The organism is Pseudomonas sp. AC172 (assembly GCF_979258595.1).
The window spans coordinates 4106909-4125517 of sequence record NZ_OZ409868.1; the positions used below are offsets into that span (position 1 = coordinate 4106909).

Annotated in this window: 22 protein-coding genes and 1 pseudogene; 6 read left to right on the plus strand and 17 right to left on the minus strand. The window is 58.0% G+C overall.

All coding sequences use genetic code 11. The annotated features are described in order from the left end of the window. Window positions 1-56: 56 nt before the first annotated feature. Window positions 57-758 carry a hypothetical protein gene (locus tag ACZ0A4_RS18435; protein WP_007949995.1) on the plus strand — a complete coding sequence of 234 codons (702 nt, stop codon included), beginning with the start codon at window positions 57-59 and terminating at the stop codon, window positions 756-758. Window positions 759-831: 73 nt separating this feature from the next. On the opposite strand, the gene ACZ0A4_RS18440 is transcribed toward ACZ0A4_RS18435, so the two are convergent. From ACZ0A4_RS18440 to hmpA, 10 genes are all read right to left on the minus strand, one after another. Beyond that, entirely contained in the window at window positions 832-1323 is a 492-nt protein-coding gene (locus ACZ0A4_RS18440; protein ID WP_064120524.1) for a RidA family protein, read from the minus strand. Next, a complete protein-coding gene (locus ACZ0A4_RS18445; protein WP_463575896.1) occupies window positions 1316-1546 on the minus strand; it encodes a hypothetical protein in 231 nt (76 codons plus the stop codon). Before ACZ0A4_RS18445 ends, ACZ0A4_RS18440 begins: the two co-directional genes overlap by 8 nt. 175 nt (window positions 1547-1721) lie before the next feature. Further along, window positions 1722-2609 carry a heme o synthase gene (cyoE, locus tag ACZ0A4_RS18450; protein ID WP_339449005.1) on the minus strand — a complete coding sequence of 296 codons (888 nt, stop codon included), beginning with the start codon at window positions 2607-2609 and terminating at the stop codon, window positions 1722-1724. 11 nt (window positions 2610-2620) lie between these two features. Continuing rightward, complete coding sequence (gene cyoD / locus ACZ0A4_RS18455) at window positions 2621-2956, minus strand: cytochrome o ubiquinol oxidase subunit IV (protein WP_007916940.1); 336 nt, start codon at window positions 2954-2956, stop codon at window positions 2621-2623. Then, window positions 2956-3579: a cytochrome o ubiquinol oxidase subunit III gene (cyoC, locus tag ACZ0A4_RS18460; protein ID WP_016985612.1), complete on the minus strand. Its 624-nt coding sequence runs from the start codon at window positions 3577-3579 to the stop codon at window positions 2956-2958. The genes cyoD and cyoC overlap by 1 nt, the downstream gene beginning before the upstream one ends. A 3-nt stretch (window positions 3580-3582) precedes the next feature. Then, window positions 3583-5613 carry a cytochrome o ubiquinol oxidase subunit I gene (cyoB, locus tag ACZ0A4_RS18465; protein ID WP_463575897.1) on the minus strand — a complete coding sequence of 677 codons (2031 nt, stop codon included), beginning with the start codon at window positions 5611-5613 and terminating at the stop codon, window positions 3583-3585. 3 nt (window positions 5614-5616) lie between these two features. Then, a complete protein-coding gene (gene cyoA, locus ACZ0A4_RS18470) occupies window positions 5617-6558 on the minus strand; it encodes a ubiquinol oxidase subunit II (RefSeq protein ID WP_007916947.1) in 942 nt (313 codons plus the stop codon). Between the two features lie 842 nt (window positions 6559-7400). Continuing rightward, a complete protein-coding gene (locus ACZ0A4_RS18475) occupies window positions 7401-7910 on the minus strand; it encodes a disulfide bond formation protein B (RefSeq protein ID WP_064120528.1) in 510 nt (169 codons plus the stop codon). A 25-nt stretch (window positions 7911-7935) separates the two neighbouring features. After that, window positions 7936-8496, minus strand: coding sequence for an ester cyclase (locus tag ACZ0A4_RS18480; RefSeq protein WP_463575899.1), 561 nt, complete (start codon window positions 8494-8496; stop codon window positions 7936-7938). 218 nt (window positions 8497-8714) lie between these two features. Beyond that, entirely contained in the window at window positions 8715-9896 is a 1182-nt protein-coding gene (gene hmpA, locus ACZ0A4_RS18485; protein WP_463575900.1) for an NO-inducible flavohemoprotein, read from the minus strand. A 164-nt stretch (window positions 9897-10060) separates the two neighbouring features. On the opposite strand from hmpA, the gene norR reads away from it, so the two are divergent. The 5 genes from norR to ACZ0A4_RS18510 all read left to right on the plus strand — a co-directional run bounded on the left by norR (window position 10061) and on the right by ACZ0A4_RS18510 (window position 14629). Then, the gene (norR, locus tag ACZ0A4_RS18490; RefSeq protein WP_463575901.1) at window positions 10061-11620 is read left to right on the plus strand and encodes a nitric oxide reductase transcriptional regulator NorR; all 1560 of its coding nucleotides are present in this window, start codon (window positions 10061-10063) and stop codon (window positions 11618-11620) included. A gap of 312 nt (window positions 11621-11932) precedes the next feature. Beyond that, on the plus strand, window positions 11933-12835 hold the full coding sequence (locus ACZ0A4_RS18495) for a chemotaxis protein CheV (RefSeq protein ID WP_007916955.1): 903 nt from the start codon (window positions 11933-11935) through the stop codon (window positions 12833-12835). Between the two features lie 27 nt (window positions 12836-12862). Continuing rightward, window positions 12863-13321 carry a GNAT family N-acetyltransferase gene (locus ACZ0A4_RS18500; RefSeq protein WP_463575903.1) on the plus strand — a complete coding sequence of 153 codons (459 nt, stop codon included), beginning with the start codon at window positions 12863-12865 and terminating at the stop codon, window positions 13319-13321. A 148-nt stretch (window positions 13322-13469) separates the two neighbouring features. Next, a complete protein-coding gene (locus ACZ0A4_RS18505) occupies window positions 13470-13796 on the plus strand; it encodes a hypothetical protein (protein WP_463575904.1) in 327 nt (108 codons plus the stop codon). A gap of 83 nt (window positions 13797-13879) precedes the next feature. Beyond that, window positions 13880-14629 carry a YkgJ family cysteine cluster protein gene (locus ACZ0A4_RS18510; RefSeq protein WP_463575905.1) on the plus strand — a complete coding sequence of 250 codons (750 nt, stop codon included), beginning with the start codon at window positions 13880-13882 and terminating at the stop codon, window positions 14627-14629. 114 nt (window positions 14630-14743) lie between these two features. On the opposite strand, the gene ACZ0A4_RS18515 is transcribed toward ACZ0A4_RS18510, so the two are convergent. The 7 genes and pseudogenes from ACZ0A4_RS18515 to ACZ0A4_RS18545 all read right to left on the minus strand — a co-directional run bounded on the left by ACZ0A4_RS18515 (window position 14744) and on the right by ACZ0A4_RS18545 (window position 18575). Continuing rightward, a complete protein-coding gene (locus tag ACZ0A4_RS18515) occupies window positions 14744-15826 on the minus strand; it encodes a methyl-accepting chemotaxis protein (RefSeq protein WP_463577593.1) in 1083 nt (360 codons plus the stop codon). A gap of 225 nt (window positions 15827-16051) precedes the next feature. Continuing rightward, window positions 16052-16333 (minus strand): annotated as a pseudogene (locus ACZ0A4_RS18520) (PAS domain-containing protein); the annotation flags it as partial. Between the two features lie 151 nt (window positions 16334-16484). After that, entirely contained in the window at window positions 16485-16724 is a 240-nt protein-coding gene (locus ACZ0A4_RS18525) for a hypothetical protein (RefSeq protein WP_038362870.1), read from the minus strand. 112 nt (window positions 16725-16836) lie between these two features. Continuing rightward, a complete protein-coding gene (locus tag ACZ0A4_RS18530) occupies window positions 16837-16959 on the minus strand; it encodes a hypothetical protein (RefSeq protein WP_463575906.1) in 123 nt (40 codons plus the stop codon). 49 nt (window positions 16960-17008) lie between these two features. Continuing rightward, window positions 17009-17428 (minus strand): hypothetical protein, encoded by a 420-nt coding sequence (locus ACZ0A4_RS18535; RefSeq protein WP_463575907.1) that lies wholly within the window; start codon window positions 17426-17428, stop codon window positions 17009-17011. Next, window positions 17391-18020, minus strand: coding sequence for a nucleotidyltransferase domain-containing protein (locus ACZ0A4_RS18540; protein ID WP_463575908.1), 630 nt, complete (start codon window positions 18018-18020; stop codon window positions 17391-17393). The genes ACZ0A4_RS18535 and ACZ0A4_RS18540 overlap by 38 nt, the downstream gene beginning before the upstream one ends. Before the next feature lie 192 nt (window positions 18021-18212). After that, the gene (locus tag ACZ0A4_RS18545; RefSeq protein WP_007916971.1) at window positions 18213-18575 is read right to left on the minus strand and encodes a DUF6124 family protein; all 363 of its coding nucleotides are present in this window, start codon (window positions 18573-18575) and stop codon (window positions 18213-18215) included. Between the last annotated feature and the right edge of the window lie 34 nt (window positions 18576-18609).

Below are 18609 nucleotides of genomic sequence, written 5' to 3' on the forward strand. Positions count from 1 at the left end.
GAAAAAGCCCTTGGGTTTTCTCATCTCCACTCAAGTTAAAAAGTAGTGAAATTTCAATGTCCGATTTCAACACCGCTGAATCCGTAGTCACCGAATCGTCCAAAGCGGAATACGAAAACTCCATCAATCTTTCACAACACCTGCCACAAGCCAAAATCATCAGCGAAATGGTCCTGGACGCGTTCCAGTCGACCCGCGAAAGCGACCAGATCCGCGAGCTGCGAGCGGCGATCCGTCAGGCTCACGACAGCTTCGATGACGACAAGGCTTACGAGCTGATGGGCGAACTCAAGGCGTTGAAAGACGCCGAAGCCGCCGATCTCGCCGCCCTTGAAGACCTCAGCAGCAAGTTCTCGATCGGCCGCATCCTGTCCAGCTTCAAGGACGATCCGGCGTTCCAGGAAATCGTTTACGGCCTGGCCCTCAAAGTGCTGAACCAGACCCATCAGGCGATCAGCAACCCGAGCGGCGGCAAGAGCAAGGCTGCAAAGAAGAAAGAAGTCGAAATCTTCACCATCAGCAAGGATGGCATCAGCGTGACCTTGCCACTGCGCACGCCACGCTCGCGCTTGAACGTTGACCGTGCAGCGCTGGAGTTCCTCGGTTTCACCTTCGTTGGTGAAGGCGAAGAAGCGGAGCTGGAAAGCGAAGTCTTCGTCGACAACGCGGGTACCGAACAGGCAGTGAACCGCAAGAACATCATCACCGCGCTGCAACAGCAGACCGCATTTGATGGCTACAGCATCGCCGCGCAGTAATAGCGCAGCCGCTGTATGAAAAAGCCCCGCACTGAGATTCAGGCGGGGCTTTTTGTTGCTCGGCTTTCGAGGGTTATGCGCCCGAATGCAGTGCTACGATCATGTCTACTTCAATCGCCGCGTTCTTCGGCAACTGATACACACCGACCGTGGTGCGCGTGTGCCGGCCGGCATCGCCGAGCACATGACTGAACACGTCCGACGCACCGTTGGCCACTTCGCTCAGGTCAACGAAGTCCGGCGTCGACTTCACATAAACAGTGACCCGCAACAACGCCTTGATCTTGTCCAGCGAACCCACCGCATCGACGATCAACGCCAGACAACGCATCGCACTGATACTCGCAGCGGCTTGCGCATCCTTGAGGGTCAACTCCAGCCCGACCCGACCGGGGTACTGAATCTTGCCGTTAGTGCGCGGCACCATACCGCTGATGTACAGCTCGTCATGATGACGTATCAGCGGCGCGTAATTGCCGCCAGCGGTGTTCTCACCATAAATGTCGTAGTTCAGCTCTTGGGCCAGGGCAATAAAACGCTCGTCGCAGGTCATCCTCTCAGTCATTTCGCCCAGCCTTTTGATCAGTACATGCAGAACCGCAGGTTAAGACCGATGATTGCCGGAGATTCGATTTGTGGCAGGTCATCGACATGGCTGGATCCAAATCTAGGTGTTTTACGAAGTGATAGCAACCTGCCGCCAAGGCATCCTTCGCCACATTTTCTCGATAAACCGCCATCTCTGCGACGCCCTGCATTAACTCAGCAAACAGATCACGCTTTTTCATCCAAACCTGCCCCATTAGAAAATAGCCTCTGGGATCCTATCTGATGAAAAGTTTTCTGAAGGTAGGAGATCTCTCTATAAGCAGACAGTCGTTTCCCAATCGACTTTAAATAGCACCCAACAAAAAACCCCGCACATCTCTCAATGTGCGGGGTTTTTCTTCAAGCCTTTGAGCCTTACGGCGCGTACGTCAGCAGCAGCTCTGCGGGCACCTTGAAGTCCAGGGACATCATGACGCTCAACGCAGTGATGGTGAAGATCGAGAACACGAACAGCTTGCGTGCCCAGACCGTGTCATCCACCGCTTTGTAGCCGGTCCAGGCCATGTACAACCAGTACATGCCCATGGCCGCGGCGACGGCGAGGTAGCTCATGCCGGCGTAACCGCTGAAGGTCAGCATCAAGGTCGCCACGAGGAACGCCAGGATGTAGAGCAGGATGTGCTTCTTGGCCACTTGAATCCCGCGCTTCACTGGCAGCACCGGAATCGATGCGGCCAGGTAATCGTTGAAGCGGAAGATCGCGATGGCGTAGGAATGCGGCATCTGCCACAGGCTGAACATCACCAGCAACGTCAGCGCGGCCATGTCGAAGCTGTTGGTTACGGCAACGTAACCGATCACTGGCGGCATGGCGCCCGACAGACTGCCTACCAGCGTGCCGTGAACCGACTTGCGCTTGAGGTACAGGCTGTAGAAGCCGACGTAGATGATGAAGCCGATGATCGCGAACAAAGCGGCCAACGGATTGGCCACCTTGTACAACAACGCAACGCCGAGAACACCAAGGATGGTCGCGTAGACCAGGGCCAGTTTCAGGGAGATCAAGCCCTGCACCAGCACCCGGTTCTTGGTGCGTTCCATCTTAAGGTCGATGTCGCGGTCGATGCAGTTGTTGAACACGCAACCGGAGGCAACAACCAGGGATGTACCGATCATGGCAGCCAGAAACACCGCCAGATCCACATGCCCTTTCGAGGCCAGGAAAAACCCGCCTGCCACAGAAAGCACGTTACCGAAAATGATCCCCGGTTTGGTGATTTGGATAAAGTGCTTGAGCGACATCGGGTCTTACCTCACTTCGCCATCATGTAGGTGTGGATGCTGAACATGATCCACAACGACAGGCCAACCAGCAGCACGATCACGATCGCCGTGAAGACGAATGCAATCACGTTGTTACGCTGAGCAATGGAACGGTCCAGGTGCAGGAAGTAATACAGGTGAACGATCACCTGGATCACTGCGAACAGCAGAACGATTGCCAGCGTGGTGGCTTTCGGCAGGCTCGGGTACATCACCAGACCGAAAGGAATCACGGTCAGGATCACCGAAAGGATGAAGCCAATGGCGTACGACTTTACGCTGCCGTGGCCAGCATCATGGCTGTCATGGGAGTGTGCATTAGCCATTACAGAGTCCCCATCAGGTAAACAACGGTGAATACGCAGATCCACACCACGTCCAGGAAGTGCCAGAACAGGCTCAGGCAGCTCAGACGGGTCTTGTTGGTCGCCGTCAGGCCGTGCTTGTTGACCTGGTACATCATGATGCCCATCCAGATCAGACCCGCCGAAACGTGCAGACCGTGGGTACCGACCAGGGTGAAGAACGCCGACAGGAAGCCCGAACGGCTAGGACCGAAGCCCTCGGAGATCAGCAGGTGGAACTCGTTGATCTCCATGGCGATAAAGCCTGCGCCCAGCAGGAAGGTCATGAACAACCAGCCCAGAACCTGCTGCTTCTTGCCTTTGAACAACGCCAGCATGGCGAAGCCGTAGGTGATCGAACTGAACAACAGCAGAGCGGTTTCGCCCAGCACGTATGGCAGTTCGAAGATGTCGTGGCCCGCTGGGCCACCGGCTACGTTGTTTACCAGTACTGCGTACACCGCGAAGATCGACGCAAACAGAATGCAGTCGGTCATCAGGTAGAGCCAGAAACCGTATACGGTCATCTCGCCCGAGTCGTGGTGATGGTCATCGTGCCCATGGTCACCATGGGCGTGTCCAACATTGGTCACTAAGTTCGACATGGTTTAAGCCTGTTCCAACGAGGTTTCAACACGGGTGGCACCGGCCGGGATTTTCCCTGCCGCAACCAGACGCTTGTGCTGCTCGGCTTCGATACGCTCGATCGTTTCAACCGGAACCATATAGCCCTGGTCGTCACGTGCAGCGTGGATCACGAAGTAGATGACAGTACCGGCCAGGCTCGCGATCGCCAGCCACCAGATGTGCCAGATCATTGCGAAACCGAAGACGGTCAACAGTGCACCCATCACTACGCCAGTGGCGGTGTTGTTCGGCATGTGGATCGGCTCGTACTTGGCCGGACGCTGGTACGCAGTACCGTTTTCCTTGGCTTCGGTGAACGGGTCGATGCAGTCAGCCTTAGGCAGCACGGCAAAGTTGTAGAACGGCGGTGGCGACGAGGTCGACCATTCCAGGGTGTGTGCATTCCACGGGTCACCGTGATCGCAAACGTTCTCTGGCTTGTTGCGGTCACGCACACTGACGTACAGCTGAATCAGTTGGCAGGCGATACCGGCAGCGATCATCACCGCACCGAACATGGCAACGTACAGGTACGGTACCCACTCAGGGTTGGTGGTGGCGTTCAGACGACGGGTCATGCCCATGAAGCCCAGTGCATAGAGCGGCATGAACGCGACGAAGAAGCCCGAGATCCAGAACCAGAACGCTGCTTTACCCCAGCCCTCGTGCAGCTTGAAGCCGAACGCTTTCGGGAAGTAGAACGCGAAACCTGCGATGTAACCGAATACCGCACCGCCGATGATCACGTTGTGGAAGTGCGCGATCACGAACAGGCTGTTGTGCAGAACGAAGTCAGCACCCGGGATTGCCAGCAGTACGCCGGTCATGCCGCCGATGGCGAAGGTCACCATGAAGCCCAGAGTCCACAGTACCTGGCTGGTGAAGCGCAGACGACCCTGGTAGATGGTGAACAGCCAGTTGAATAGCTTCACACCCGTCGGGATGGAAATCAGCATCGTCGCCAGACCGAAGAAGGCGTTGACGCTGGCACCCGAACCCATGGTGAAGAAGTGGTGCAGCCAAACCATGAAGCCCAGTACCGAGATCGCGCCCGAGGCGTAGATCATCGAGTGGTGGCCGAACAGTTTCTTGCCGGTGAACGCCGAGATCACTTCCGAGAAGATGCCGAATGCCGGCAGGATCAGGATGTAAACCTCAGGGTGGCCCCACGCCCAGAACAGGTTGACGTACATCATTGGATTGCCACCAAGTTCATTGGTGAAAATGTGGAAATCCATGTAACGGTCAAGGGTCAGCAGTGCCAGGGTAGCGGTCAGGATCGGGAACGAAGCCACGATCAGAACGTTTGCCCAGGTGCAGGTCCAGGTGAAGATCGGCATGTCCATCAGTTTCATGCCAGGGGTACGCATTTTCAGTACGGTCGCGAGGAAGTTGACCCCCGTCAGCGTCGTACCTAACCCGGATAACTGTAGCGCCCAGATGTAGTAGTCCATACCCACGCCAGGGCTGTATTGCAGACCCGACAATGGTGGATAGGCAACCCAACCGGTCTTGGCGAATTCGCCGACGCCCAGGGACAGGTTGATCAGTACTACGCCCGAAACCAGCAGCCAGAAGCTCAGGGAGTTCAGGAACGGGAACGCAACGTCACGCGCACCGATCTGCAGCGGCACTGCAAGGTTCATCAGGCCGGTGAAGAATGGCATCGCCATGAAGATGATCATGATCACACCGTGAGCGGTGAAGATCTGGTCATAGTGTTCAGGTGGCAGGTAGCCAGGCGAACCCTCGGTGGCCATGGCCAACTGGGTACGCATCATGATGGCGTCGGCAAAACCGCGCAGCAGCATGACCATGGCGACGATGATGTACATCACGCCGATTTTCTTGTGGTCTACCGAGGTCAACCACTCGGTCCACAGGTACGTCCACTTCTTGAAGTAGGTGATTGCAGCGAACAGCGCCAGACCACCGAGCGCGATCATGGCGATGGTAATCATCACGATCGGTTCGTGGAATGGGACTGCTTCCCAACTTAATTTACCAAACATCGTTTACTCCTCTGCCCCGGCAGCTGAATGCGAACTCGAGTCAATTTCCGTGGCCGCCACTTCTTTCTCTTTCTTCTCGTGCTTCAGCGGCTTGCCCGGCTTCATACCTTCGTACTTGTCGACGATGATCTGGAACTGGTTCGGCGTGACCGAGGAGTAGAGCTCGACTGGGTTGTTCTGGCTCGGTTTGGCAAGGGCCGCGTATTCAGCTTGATCAAGCTGTTTAGGTGACTTCTTGACTTCACTTACCCAGGCGTCGAAATCTTCCTGAGTGGTGGAGATAGCCTTGAATTTCATACCGGTGAAACCCGCGCCGCTGTAGTTGGCGGAGATACCGTCCATTTCAGCGTTGCGGTCAGCGATCAGGTGCAGCTTGGTCTGCATGCCCGCCATCGCGTAGATCTGGCCGCCCAGACCCGGGATGAAGAACGAGTTCATCACAGCGTCAGAGGTGATCTTGAAGTTGATTGGCGTGTGCGCCGGGAACACGATCTTGTTGACCGTGGCAATGCCTTGTTCCGGGTAGATGAACAGCCACTTCCAGTCCAGCGCGACCACTTCGATGGTCACAGGCTTGACGTCGGACTGAATCGGACGATACGGGTCCAGTTCGTGGGTCGAAATGTAGGTGATGTAACCCAGGGCAATGATGATCAGGACCGGGATGGTCCAGACTGCCACTTCGATTTTGGTCGAGTGCGACCATTTCGGGGTATAGACGGCGTTCTTGTTCGACGCGCGGTACTTCCAGGCGAACAGGAAGGTCATGACGATAACCGGCACGACGACCAACAGCATCAGCAGGGTCGCGGTGATGATCAGGTTTCGCTGTTCCAGGCCAACCTGGCCCGTTGGATTGAGCAAGGTCATGTTGCAGCCTCCCAGCAACAACGTGCCGAGCAGCGGCACTAGGCCTAGTAATCTGGGGTACCTGTTTTTACTCATCTCACGACCTCTAAAGCAGCTTGCGCAATGCAGTTGGGTTTTGATCGCCAACACTTCACCCTGCCAAGGGTTGGCATTTTCTTTGGATTGAATAAGGGCCGCCCGTCGCGCGTCAGACGCTCGACAAAACCTGGGACAGCGGTCAGTTCTTATTCGAATTCGTGGTCAAAGGCCTTGTTACAGACCAATTCCATTTGGTGCGGAAAGTTGGAAGGCACCGACACCTGGGTGTCTTGGAAGCCTTGCGACTCACTCGACACCCGACTTTCTGCGCAGCGCCTTAATAAAAAGCGTTCCTTAATAAAGGCTGAACAGTGCCGGGAATTCAGTGCGGGCGATTGTAGATAGGTAGCGCCCTATACACCATGTCTTATCCCGAAATAATTTTTATCCGTTCGAGCAACAATCCATCGCCATTTTTGCAAAAGTTCCGCATGTTATCGAAAACATTTCTCAACAAAAACACCAAAAATTGTAGGTGTACCCGCGTCAGTTCAGACAGCTCTGAAGGCTTTTTCCGAAGGCTCGAACAGCGCAAGCCCCGATAACCCAAGGCTTTTGGCCATATGCGAGCGCTTGTTAAAACTGCCTGCTCTGGCACTCGCGTGCTAAAGCCGAAAACCGCCGAACCAGACCAATCCTTTTTTGTAACAACGGCCGATTCCATGTCACTGAAGCGGCCTGCGACACCGCGTGTGTGACAACATGTCGCACACCTGCCGCACCCTGCCTTGCCGTCCGTCACGGTGTTTTCACAAACACTCTGAAATGCAAAACGCCCCGATATGCTGATACGCAAATCGAGGCGTTTTCTGTATCGGCCAGACTGCCGAATAGTTGATTCAGCGCAGTGCTTTTCGGTTACGCGAGGTCAGCAGTGGCACCAGGATCACCACCAGCACGAACGCCACCAGCGCCCACTGGGCCAGCGACAGACCGAGGATCGGCGGATACGGCGTCGAGCAGAAACCGTCGACCTGGAAGCCCAGCGGGAAGATCTTCGCCAGCGGCAGATCATCGACAATCGGCTGCAGCACATCGATGCCGCAGCTCACCGCCGGATAGAACTGGGTGTACACGTGATGCCCGGCCACAGCGGCCCCAGCAATCGCGCAAATCACCACCAGCACTTCGAATACGGTGATGCTACGGCGCGTGCGCATGGCCGCGCCGATAAACGCGAACAGCGCGATCAGCAGCAATGCATAGCGCTGCAAGATGCACAGTGGGCACGGCGCTTCGCCGAGCACGATCTGCATGTACAGCGCACCGCCGATCAGTGCCAGGCAGATGATGCCCAGCAGCACCAGAAAGCGCCGCTCACGTCCCAGTCGAATCGTTTCCTCGCTCATCGCGTTTCCTTTATATGTCCATGGTTCAGCTGGCCGGCGGCTGCGCTTGCAGTTGCGCCATCAAGCTGATGTTGTCTTCGATATGCCAATTGGCCGCGATGCGACCGTTATCAATCTGATAGATATCGGTTGCCCGGAAGTCTACACGCTGGCCCTGCCCTTTGAGAGCCTTGAACGTACCGCTGAAGTGCCCGCGAAAGTGCAGATGCACCACCACGCGATCCCCGGCGATGATCATTTGCTCGATGTCGCAACTCAAGTCCGGCACGGCCGTGCGAAAGAACTTCGACGCCAGCAACGGCCCGGTCGGCCCCTGCACCCGACCTTCAGGCGGCGTCTGGTCGACAAACTGCGGCGACAACGCCGCCGTGGCCAACGCCTCTTCTCCAGAATTCCAGAAACTGCCATAACGCCGTGCTGCCAGTTCCATGGCTTCGACCTGTGCCTTGGGCAGGCTCTGATCAATGATCAGGCTCTGCGGTTTTATCAGGGCAGATTCTGCAGAAGCAAACGGGCTGGCCAGCCACACGGCCGAAAGACCGATGGCGGCGAAGCTGAAACGACGGGCGAAGGTGAGGTGCGACATGGGGGCGATCCTGATCAGGTCAACGAACGAGCGCCTATCATCAGCATCGGGGAATAAACGATAAACCGGTTAAGAAACGATTAACCTTTAAACAGAATTTAATAATAGATACCGCGTGACGGCCTTCGCGAGCAGGCTCGCTCCCACATTGGATCTGCGTCGAACACAAATCCTGTGGGAGCGAGCCTGCTCGCGAATGAAGGTGACTCGGTTCTGGATTATTCCAAAGCAGAAGCCGGCCCGAAGAACTCATAACGGCTCTGCTTCTCCGGTACACCCAGCGCTTTCAAATGCCGCTTGATCGCACCCATGAAACCCTTCGGCCCAAGGAAGTAAGCGTCGACATCACGCTGCTGCGGCAACCACTCGCCCAACAACTCCTGACTCAACACCCCGACCTTGTCCGCCGCCGGGCTCACGCCGTCATCTTCGGCGTAGCAGTAAAATCGCTTCAGTTGCGGGTGACGCTTAGCCAACTCATCAATCCAGTCACGGAACGCATGCACGCTGCCATTGCGTGCGCAGTGGATAAAGTGCACTGGACGCTCGGTTTCCAGCGCCGCCTCAAGCATCGCCAGCGTCGGCGTGATACCCACCCCACCGCTGATCAGCACCAACGGCTTGTCACTTGCAGCCAAGGTGAACTCACCCGATGGCGGGAACAGTTGAATGCTAGCGCCGACATGCAGTTGATCGTGCAAGTGATTGGACGCACGTCCACCCGGTTCGCGTTTGACGCTGATGCGGTACTGACCGTTGTTCGCCAGTGCCGACAGCGAGTAGTTGCGGCGGATTTCTTCGCCATCGAGGATCAGCTTCATGCCGATGTACTGACCCGGTTCGGCCGCGAGGATCGGGCCTTTGTCTGCCGGTTCGAAGTAGAACGAAATGATTTCCGCGCTCTCCTCGACCTTGGCCACGACGATGAACTCACGCGCCCCGCGCCAGCCGCCGACGGCTTGTTCTTTCTGGTCGTAGATCGCGGTTTCGGCGCCGATCAGAATGTCCGCCAATTGGCCGTACGCCGCACCCCAGGCGCTCATTACCTCGGGCGTAGCGATCTCTTCGCCGAGCACTTCGGAAATCGCCCGCAACAGGCAGGCACCGACAATCGGGTAGTGTTCCGGAAGGATCTGCAGGGCGACGTGCTTGTTGATGATCTTCGCCACCAGATCGCCCAACTGGTCGAGCTGATCGATGTGCCGCGCGTACATCAATACACCGTTGGCCAAGGCACGAGGCTGGTCACCGCTTGCCTGGTGCGCCTGGTTGAAGAGTGGGCGGACCTCAGGGTATTCAGAGAGCATCATGCGGTAAAAGTGAGTGATCAGCGCTTCACCGCCGCTTTCCAGCAGAGGCACGGTGGATTTGACGATGGCACGATCCTGGACGCTAAGCATAAGAATGACTCCTGAGCTTTCTTGAAAAGTTAGCTTAGGGTTATCACGTTCCGTGCCAACTTATTTATCGATATAAATCAATGAGTTGAGAATACAGTAGTCATAAAGACCCAAAGACCTTTATAGTCATCACGACTACATCTTGTCTCTTTGACTACAAGACCATGACCGCCAAATCCCTGCTGACTGCTCTTCTGCCTCTGGTTTCCGATCTATCCCGTGAATTGCCCGAGGGCGAGCGTTATCGACGCTTGCTTGAGGCCATGCGCGCCCTGCTGCCCTGCGATGCGGCGGCGTTGTTGCGTCTCGACGGCGAAGCACTGGTGCCGCTGGCGGTGGACGGTTTGAGCACCGACACCCTCGGCCGCCGCTTCAAGGTCAGCGAACACCCGCGCTTCGAGATTCTGCTGAGCGGTGCCGGACCCACGCGGTTCGCCGCCGACAGCGACTTGCCCGATCCTTATGACGGTCTGGTCGATGGCCTCGACGAGCATCTGGAAGTTCACGATTGCCTCGGCTGCCCTTTATTCGTCGATGAAAAACTCTGGGGCCTGATCACCCTCGATGCCCTCGACCCCGAGCGTTTCGAACCGATCGAACTCGACGCTCTGCAAGCTTTTGCCAGCCTCGCCTCGGCCACGGTCAACGCTGCCGAACGCATTCAACGCTTGGCCAATCGCGCTGAGGACGAGCACCAGCGCGCCGAGGTTTATCGCCAGGCGAGCGGCCAGCAAAATCGCGAGATGATCGGCCAGAGCAAGGCGCTGAAAAAACTGGTTGAGGAAATCAATCTGGTCGGCGGCAGCGATCTGACCGTGTTGATCACCGGCGAAACCGGCGTTGGCAAAGAACTGGTCGCTCAGGCGATCCACGCCGCCTCACCGCGCGCCGACAAACCGATCATCAGCCTCAACTGCGCCGCCCTGCCGGATACGCTGGTAGAAAGCGAACTGTTCGGCCACGTGCGCGGCGCCTTCACCGGCGCCACCAGTGACCGTCGCGGCAAGTTCGAACTGGCCAATGGCGGCACGCTGTTTCTCGATGAAGTCGGTGAGTTGTCGCTGACCGTGCAGGCCAAGTTGTTGCGCGTGTTGCAGAGTGGTCAATTGCAGCGTTTGGGGTCGGACAAGGAGCATCAGGTCGATGTGCGCCTGATTGCCGCGACCAACCGCGACCTGGCCGAAGAAGTGCGCAGCGGTCGCTATCGCGCCGACTTCTACCATCGCCTCAGTGTGTATCCGCTGCGCGTGCCCGCCCTGCGTGATCGCGGCCGCGATGTGTTGTTGCTCAGCGGCTTCTTCCTCGAACAGAACCGTTCGCGCATGGGCCTCAACAGCCTGCGCCTGAACAGCGACGCTCAGGAAGCGCTGCTCGCCTACACTTGGCCGGGCAACGTGCGTGAGCTGGAACACTTGATCGGCCGCAGTGCGCTGAAGGCGCTGGGCAACTGCAAGGTGCGGCCGAAGATACTCAGCCTGAGCGCAGCGGATCTGGATTTGCCGCGCGAGGTTGTGGATAACTCGGTTGAGGCTGTTGTTGGTGCGGAGACCGAGATGCCGCTGATCAGTGGAGATTTGCGCAGTGCGACCGAGCAATACCAACGGCGCTTGATCAGTGCGGCGCTGGAGCGTAATCAGGATAACTGGGCGAGCGCGGCGCGGGAGTTGGGGCTGGATCGGGCGAATCTTGGGCGGATGGCCAAACGACTGGGCATGAAGAGCTAAAAGCACACCCTCACCCTAGCCCTCTCCCTGAGGGAGAGGGGACCGACCCGGGGATGCTTAAGAAACACGCAGACCTGAATCTGCTTTACCGAATCCGTAATCGACTCGGTCGTTCAGGTCGATATACAACGCCAGACACCTCGGTCGGCCCCCTCTCCCTCGCGGAGAGGGCTGGGGTGAGGGGCTTTGGCTTTTGATCTGCACGCCACCCGACAACTAACCTAAAGCCCACCCCTTTAACGCCGATAACCCGGCATCAATAGTTTCTGGCGATTTCCACCCTCGCCCACCACCTTTCCACAGAAGGTTCATATGTCCTCCACCAAAGCCCGCGCAGACTCACTTTCGCTTCTGCTGTTTACCTTGCGCAGCGGCAAGTTGATGGCGATCAACCTGCTGAAAGTCAGTGAAATCATCCCCTGCCCGCCGCTGACAAAACTGCCGGAATCGCACCCGCACGTGAAAGGCATCGCCACCCTGCGCGGTGCTTCGTTGTCGGTCATCGACCTCAGCCGCGCCATCGGTGAACGTCCGCTGGAAGACCCGAACGGCGGCTGCCTGATTGTCACCGACGTCAGCCGCTCGAAGCAGGGCCTGCACGTGCAGGCAGTCAGCAAAATCGTCCATTGCCTGACCACCGACATCAAACCGCCGCCGTTCGGCTCCGGCGGTTCGCGCGCCTACATCACCGGCGTGACCTCGGTGGACGGCACGCTGGTACAGGTTCTGGATATCGAAAAGGTTATCCACAGCATCGCCCCGGCGCAGATCGAAATGGCCCCGACCGACCTGAGCATGGAAGACGCTGATGTGCTCGGCAACGCACGCATTCTGGTGGTCGACGACAGCCAGGTGGCGCTGCAACAATCGGTGCATACCCTGCGCAATCTCGGCCTGCAATGCCACACCGCACGCAGTGCCAAGGAAGCCATCGACTGCCTGCTCGACCTGCAAGGCACCGCGCAGCAGATCAACCTGATCGTCTCCGACATCGAGATGTCCGAGATGGACGGCTACGCCTTCACCCGCACCCTGCGCGAGACCCCGGACTTCGCCCACCTCTACGTATTGCTGCACACTTCGCTCGACAGCGCGATGAACAGCGAGAAAGCACGGCTGGCTGGGGCGAACGGCGTGCTGACCAAATTCTCCTCGCCGGAACTGACCCACTGCCTGATCGAAGCGGCCAAACACGTCGCGGCGCACGGTCACTGAGTCTTGGCTGAGACGTACTGTTTTTTGATGCGGCGCGATCTTGGCAAAGACGCGCCGGATGCTCTTGTGCCTCAAGGTATTGAACTGTGCACGTACTCCGCCGAACTGGCGCCGGACGTGCATCATTTGATGCAACTCGGCTACCGCGAAGGCGGCGGTCGGGTGCCAGCGCTGGACACTTGGCAGCAGCAATTCGAGATCGATCCCGAATACGATCCGTCGCTGTGCTTTATTGCCCACGATGCCGAAGGCGTGGTCGGTGTGGCGCAATGCTGGACCAGCGCCTATATCAAGAATCTGGTGGTGCATCCGCGCATGCAGGGCCGAGGATTGGGCCGGGCGTTGTTGCTCAATGCATTCAAGGTGTTTCAGCAACGGCGCGAAGGTTTTGTTGATCTGAAGGTGCTGGAAGACAACCGGCGGGCGCAGCGCTTGTATGAAAGTGCCGGGATGTATGTGGTCCGCCGGGAGCGGGTGCCGGACTGATCGACCGTCTTCGCGAGCAGACTCGCTCCCACAGTTTGAAATGCATTCCAGGGTGGGAGCGAGCCTGCTCGCGAAAGGGCCGGCACAGGCAACTTCTAACACTCAGGCACACTCCAACCTTGGCCACCCACGACCAAGGACGCCCACCATGAAAGCCATCACCTTAAGCCTGCTCTGCCTCACCGCCCTCTCCTCTCAAGCCCACGCCTCCAGCCCCGACGCCTGGGCCGCCTACGACAAAACCGTACTCGCCGGTTGCACCAAAGCCAGCGGCCTGAAAAACGTCAAACCGGTCGGCACGCCTGCGCAATTCGATGACCGTGTCGGCTACACCGCCGTGTTGCTGCAAGGCCAATATCCGCAAAAACACATGAAAGGCCAGCAAGGCAGCGAGCTGTGTCTGTACAACAAACAGTCGAAAACCGCCTTCGTCACCGAGTGGGACTCGATCCGCCCAACCGGCAAAACCCGCTGAGTGGCGCATAATTTGCTTCGATCGGCGTCTGTGCGGTGGTTTTCCGCCACCGTTTTAAACCCTGATTGAAGACAGATCGCTCAATGAACACGACGTTTTCCTGCGTAGGCTGCGGCAAATGCTGCACCGATCACCATGTCCCGCTGACCCTGGCCGAAGCCCGCATGTGGGCGGCGGATGGCGGTCAAGTGATCGTGTTGATCGAGGCCTTTCTTGGTAATGGCCTGGGTTTGCCGGCGCAGCAGCGTGAACATGCCGAACGGCGTTCAGCCGTCGTTCGCAGCGGCGCGACAGACGCCCATGTGGCGATCACTTTCGCCGCGTACAACGTCGGCCCCTGTCGGAATCTTGACGAAGGCAAGCTGTGCCGGATCTACGAGCGGCGGCCGTTGGTGTGTCGCATTTATCCGGCGGAAATCAACCCGCATATCCCGCTCAACCCTGCCGCCAAGGATTGTCCGCCGGAGTCCTGGCAACAGGGTCCTGTGTTGATTGCCGGCGGTGAGTTGGTAGATCGGGAACTGGTGGAGTTGATTCAGCGCTCGCGCCAGGCCGATCGGGATGACATCGGCATCAAGGATGCGATTTGCGCGATGCTCGGGATTCGCACCACGGCGTTGAAGGGTGACGGGTTTACTGCGTACTTGCCGAATATGAGCGCTTTTGCTTCGGTGATTGATCAGGTGACCGCGCAACCGCTGACGACGGCACCGAGTGAGTGGGTGTTTCATTTGTCCGGGGATGATGTTGCCGGGCAAGTGCTGGCGGCCGGGGCGCAGGTGGTGACTGAGCCGGCGCAGACGTATGCGTTCATTTCGCTGGGGGCGGCTTGATCCAGATACTACATCGCGGCTGATGGCCCTTTCGCGAGCAGGCTCGCTCCCACAGGGGATCGCATTTCAACTGTGGGAGCGAGCCTGCTCGCGAAGGCATCCGCCCGGTCAGCCTCAATCCCGCACCTGCCGCCGCCCCCAGAACTCCCGCGCCAACAACCGCAAATCCCCCGCCAATCCCGCCACATCCTCGGAGTTGCGCTGACTCTGCCGCCCTTCATCCACCGTCACCTCGCACGCCGTGCGAATGCTGACGATGTTGCGATTGATGTCCTCGCTCACCGCGCTCTGCTGCTCCACCGCTGCGGCAATCTGCAGGCTCATCTCGGTGATCTGCTCGACCCGTTCACTGATCCCGCTCAGCGCCCGCGCCGCGCGTTGCGCCTGCTCGACACTGTTTTCCACATGCTCACTGCTTTGCTGCATCACCATCACCGCATCCCGTGCACCGTTTTGCAGGGTGCTGATCATCCGCTGAATCTCGTTGGTCGATTGCTGCGTGCGTTGCGCCAGTCCGCGCACTTCATCCGCTACCACCGCAAAACCGCGCCCGGCATCACCGGCCCGGGCCGCCTCGATTGCCGCGTTGAGCGCCAGCAGATTGGTCTGCTCGGCGATGCTGCGAATCACTTCCAGCACCCCGGAAATTTCGCTGCTATGCCCCTCAAGCTGATGGATCACCTCAGTCGCCCGACTCAACTCCTCAGCCAGACGCAACACCGCACTGCGACTTTTGCCCACCAGCAAATGCCCTTCGCGGGTTTCCGTGCCGGCCATATCCGCTGCCACCGACGCCTGCTGGGCATGGCTGGCCACCTGCGCAACGCTGGCCGCCATCTGATGAATCGCCGCCGCGACCTGATCGGTTTCCGCCTGCTGCGCCAGTGAACTGGTGTGACTGCTGTGCAGATGATCGACCAGTTGCGCGGCATGCCCGGCCAATTGTTGCGAGGCATCGCCGATGCGTCCGACGACTGCGCCGACCTGCGACTCAAGCATCTGCAAGGCAAACTCGATCTGCCCGAACTCGTCGCGCCGGCCGGTGTAGATGGCTTGGCTCAAGGGGTTGTCTGCCACGGTGCGCGCTCGTTCGCTCAGTTGCTCCAGCGGTCGCAGAATCCAGCGCACAGCCACTGCGCACAGACCACTGCCAACGACAAATGCCACGCCGTGCAGCCAAGCCGATTCCGGCCGCAACCAGGCTTCGCCTGCCAACGCAACGCCAAGCAACGCACTGGTCAACGCCGTGATCTTCGCCCGCACACTGATTTTTGGCCCCGGCCATCGTGGCCTTCGCTCACCACGCAATTGCGCGTAGGCCCGCTCTGCCGCCGCGACCAACCGCGCATCCGGCCGCGTACGCACCGACTGATACTCCACCGCCACACCGTTCTGCGTCACCGGTGTGACATATGCACTGACCCAATAGTGATCACCGTTTTTGCAACGATTCTTCACCAGCCCCATCCACGACCGCCCGCGCTTGAGCGTCTGCCACATATGCGCAAACGCCTGCGCCGGCATATCCGGATGACGCAGCAGGTTGTGCGGCGTACCGAGCAACTCGTCGCGGCTATAACCGCTGATCCTGATGAAATCGTCGTTGGCGTAGGTGATCGCGCTGGTCAGATCGGTGGTCGAGAGAATGTTCGCGTCCAGCGCCACATCGACATTGCGACCGGTCACCGGGAGATTGATCTTCATGGGATAGCGCGCTCGTTTTATTGGAAAGAGTCGGCAGGGCTGCTGACTCTAAGCGCACCAAATGGTGAAACGTTGATCTGGCTCAGGGTCTGAGCACTTAGCCATCACTGTGATGGAAAATCACAGCGATGGCCGCAGGCGGGATTGAAACTCAGCGCTTGCCCATCGAACGACGGGTGCCCGGCGGCGCCATGCCCGGGGTCTTGGTGTGGCCATTCTTGGCGCCGTTCTTGTACCACGGCTGATTCGAGCCTTTGGCAGAAGCCAGTTCGCCCGGCTTGAACGGAAATTTGAACGCCGGGATATCGGCTTTGGTTTCGCTGGTATCGGCCAGTTCAGCCGAGACATCGCTAACAGCGTCGTCAACCGGCGGCAGGGTCGGGGAAGTCATAAAAGCTCCGGAAAGCAAAAAAGTCGGGCCCGATCATTGAGCCGCGAAGGCGCGCAGTATACCTGTGCGCCAAGGTTGGGCACCTGAAGATTTGCAGCGCACGCCGAACGGTTTACAGGTAACTGATGATGACGATGCCTTTATCGGTCGAGGTCTTCAGCGCTTCGTAGCGCATGGAAATCGGCATCGACTGATGACTGCAAGCGTTGCGATCGGTGTCGACATCGACTTTCACGCCGGGCTTGATTTCGGAGATTAGTCAGGATCGCAAGCCGTGCCGGATGTCAGTTCATTCGTTGCTGGACGTTACTCAACAATTGCGAGGTGCTTTCCAGCAACTGCGCCAGAAGCGCGTCATCCTCATCCATATACCCTTCGTATTCCGCGAGATTGCGCCGCTCATGACACAACGCGAACAATCGCACCTGAACCTTGCTGATATGCGCCGTATGCACCAGACACTGAAAGACCAGATAGCGTTTATCCGATCGATAACCACTCAATCGAAGCGCCGTCAGCGCCAATGCGTGCGCTGCGTTATAGGCCAAGTCGAAACGGCTGGAAAAAGACAACGTCGAAGTTTGCGCATCCTTGAGCCGATCCACGGCCGAGCGCATCAAGCCCTCACACTCCTTGCGATCCGGCGGCTCCGCTTTCAGCCCACCGCTACGTAGAAGATTCTCCAGACTCTCGTTGCAGCCCATCCTTGGACTCCAAAGGGTTTGCCCCTAACAGATCGATTTTTTCCTGCTGCACCACCCGCACAACAAAGCTGTTTTGCGCAGCCAGTTTCGCCGCCCAGTCTTGCGGGGTGTAAAGCGTCGGATTGATGGGACGACCCAATTGCTCCTCCATGGGCATGAGCCGTTCCATGACTTCACTGTAGTGCAGGCCTTCGCCGATCAGCATGAGATCAATGTCACTGAGTGTGTTTGCTGTGTCTTTGGCGATGGAACCATAGACAAACGCCCAGGTGATCTGCTCGGTAAACGGCTGCAATGCCTGACGCAGAGGCTCGGCGATGGCAAACGTCTTGCGAGCGATGCCCAGCAGTTCGGCATAGATAGGACAGGTGGGATTGGCCTGGTAATGGTTCTGATTACCCACCCTCGTCATGCGCAACACACCGGCTCGCTGCAGACGGTCGAGTTCACGCATGAGACTGCCTTTGCCAACACACGCCCAGCGCGCGATCTCATTGGCATAGAAAGTCTGGTCAGGCTTACCGAACAGCAGACCCAACACTTTTTGTTGAGTGGTGGTAAACAGCGCTTCGCTTAGAGAGATAGTTTCCACTGTGAAGGCCAAAGAGTCCCAAAAAGGGAACGATAGGTCCCTTTTTGGGACTTATCAACCCTACGAATATTTCCAGAGACTGCGGCCACAGAACAGTCGCCATCGCAAACAGACTCACACCTACATTTGGATTGTGATCCCCTTGTGGAGCGAGTCTGCTCGCGAAGAACGATGACGCGGTGTTCAGACGGATTACGTTTGCGGATCAACCCGATCCAGCGCCCGGTTTACCGCAAGTTCGGCGAGCATGACGATCTGCTGGATCGCCAGCGCCGTACTGCGCTGCGGACGACTGAGCTGATCAGCCAGATCACCGGCCATGACATTGGCAGAAGCCAGCGATTCGCAGGCGTGGGCGAGCAGGCTTTCGGTGTCGATGTCCGGGTGGATGAGGAACATCGTACTGGGCTGACGCGGTTTGACCGGTTCGGGGCAGAGGTAGAAGTCGAGAGCGCGCTTGATGGCTTCGCGGGTTTTGATCTGGTCGTCGGCGCGGATGGCGTCTTCGAGTGGGGTTGTGGGATCGATGGGTGGATCGGGTACGGGCTTAGTCATTTACTCAGTCCTCACTGATTGGAGCCAACAATTA

Excerpts from the sequence above, each read along its gene's own strand:
- cyoC (WP_016985612.1), bottom strand. The coding sequence starts at position 3,579 with ATGTCGAACTTAGTGACCAATGTTGGACACGCCCATGGTGACCATGGG.
- cyoE (WP_339449005.1), bottom strand. The coding sequence starts at position 2,609 with ATGTCGCTCAAGCACTTTATCCAAATCACCAAACCGGGGATCATTTTC.
- ACZ0A4_RS18480 (WP_463575899.1), bottom strand. The coding sequence starts at position 8,496 with ATGTCGCACCTCACCTTCGCCCGTCGTTTCAGCTTCGCCGCCATCGGT.
- ACZ0A4_RS18545 (WP_007916971.1), bottom strand. The coding sequence starts at position 18,575 with ATGACTAAGCCCGTACCCGATCCACCCATCGATCCCACAACCCCACTC.
- norR (WP_463575901.1), top strand. The coding sequence starts at position 10,061 with ATGACCGCCAAATCCCTGCTGACTGCTCTTCTGCCTCTGGTTTCCGAT.
- ACZ0A4_RS18495 (WP_007916955.1), top strand. The coding sequence starts at position 11,933 with ATGTCCTCCACCAAAGCCCGCGCAGACTCACTTTCGCTTCTGCTGTTT.
- ACZ0A4_RS18525 (WP_038362870.1), bottom strand. The coding sequence starts at position 16,724 with ATGACTTCCCCGACCCTGCCGCCGGTTGACGACGCTGTTAGCGATGTC.
- ACZ0A4_RS18445 (WP_463575896.1), bottom strand. The coding sequence starts at position 1,546 with ATGAAAAAGCGTGATCTGTTTGCTGAGTTAATGCAGGGCGTCGCAGAG.
- cyoA (WP_007916947.1), bottom strand. The coding sequence starts at position 6,558 with ATGAGTAAAAACAGGTACCCCAGATTACTAGGCCTAGTGCCGCTGCTC.
- hmpA (WP_463575900.1), bottom strand. The coding sequence starts at position 9,896 with ATGCTTAGCGTCCAGGATCGTGCCATCGTCAAATCCACCGTGCCTCTG.
- ACZ0A4_RS18435 (WP_007949995.1), top strand. The coding sequence starts at position 57 with ATGTCCGATTTCAACACCGCTGAATCCGTAGTCACCGAATCGTCCAAA.
- ACZ0A4_RS18500 (WP_463575903.1), top strand. The coding sequence starts at position 12,863 with ATGCGGCGCGATCTTGGCAAAGACGCGCCGGATGCTCTTGTGCCTCAA.
- ACZ0A4_RS18505 (WP_463575904.1), top strand. The coding sequence starts at position 13,470 with ATGAAAGCCATCACCTTAAGCCTGCTCTGCCTCACCGCCCTCTCCTCT.
- cyoD (WP_007916940.1), bottom strand. The coding sequence starts at position 2,956 with ATGGCTAATGCACACTCCCATGACAGCCATGATGCTGGCCACGGCAGC.
- ACZ0A4_RS18510 (WP_463575905.1), top strand. The coding sequence starts at position 13,880 with ATGAACACGACGTTTTCCTGCGTAGGCTGCGGCAAATGCTGCACCGAT.
- ACZ0A4_RS18440 (WP_064120524.1), bottom strand. The coding sequence starts at position 1,323 with ATGACTGAGAGGATGACCTGCGACGAGCGTTTTATTGCCCTGGCCCAA.
- ACZ0A4_RS18475 (WP_064120528.1), bottom strand. The coding sequence starts at position 7,910 with ATGAGCGAGGAAACGATTCGACTGGGACGTGAGCGGCGCTTTCTGGTG.
- ACZ0A4_RS18535 (WP_463575907.1), bottom strand. The coding sequence starts at position 17,428 with ATGGGCTGCAACGAGAGTCTGGAGAATCTTCTACGTAGCGGTGGGCTG.
- cyoB (WP_463575897.1), bottom strand. The coding sequence starts at position 5,613 with ATGTTTGGTAAATTAAGTTGGGAAGCAGTCCCATTCCACGAACCGATC.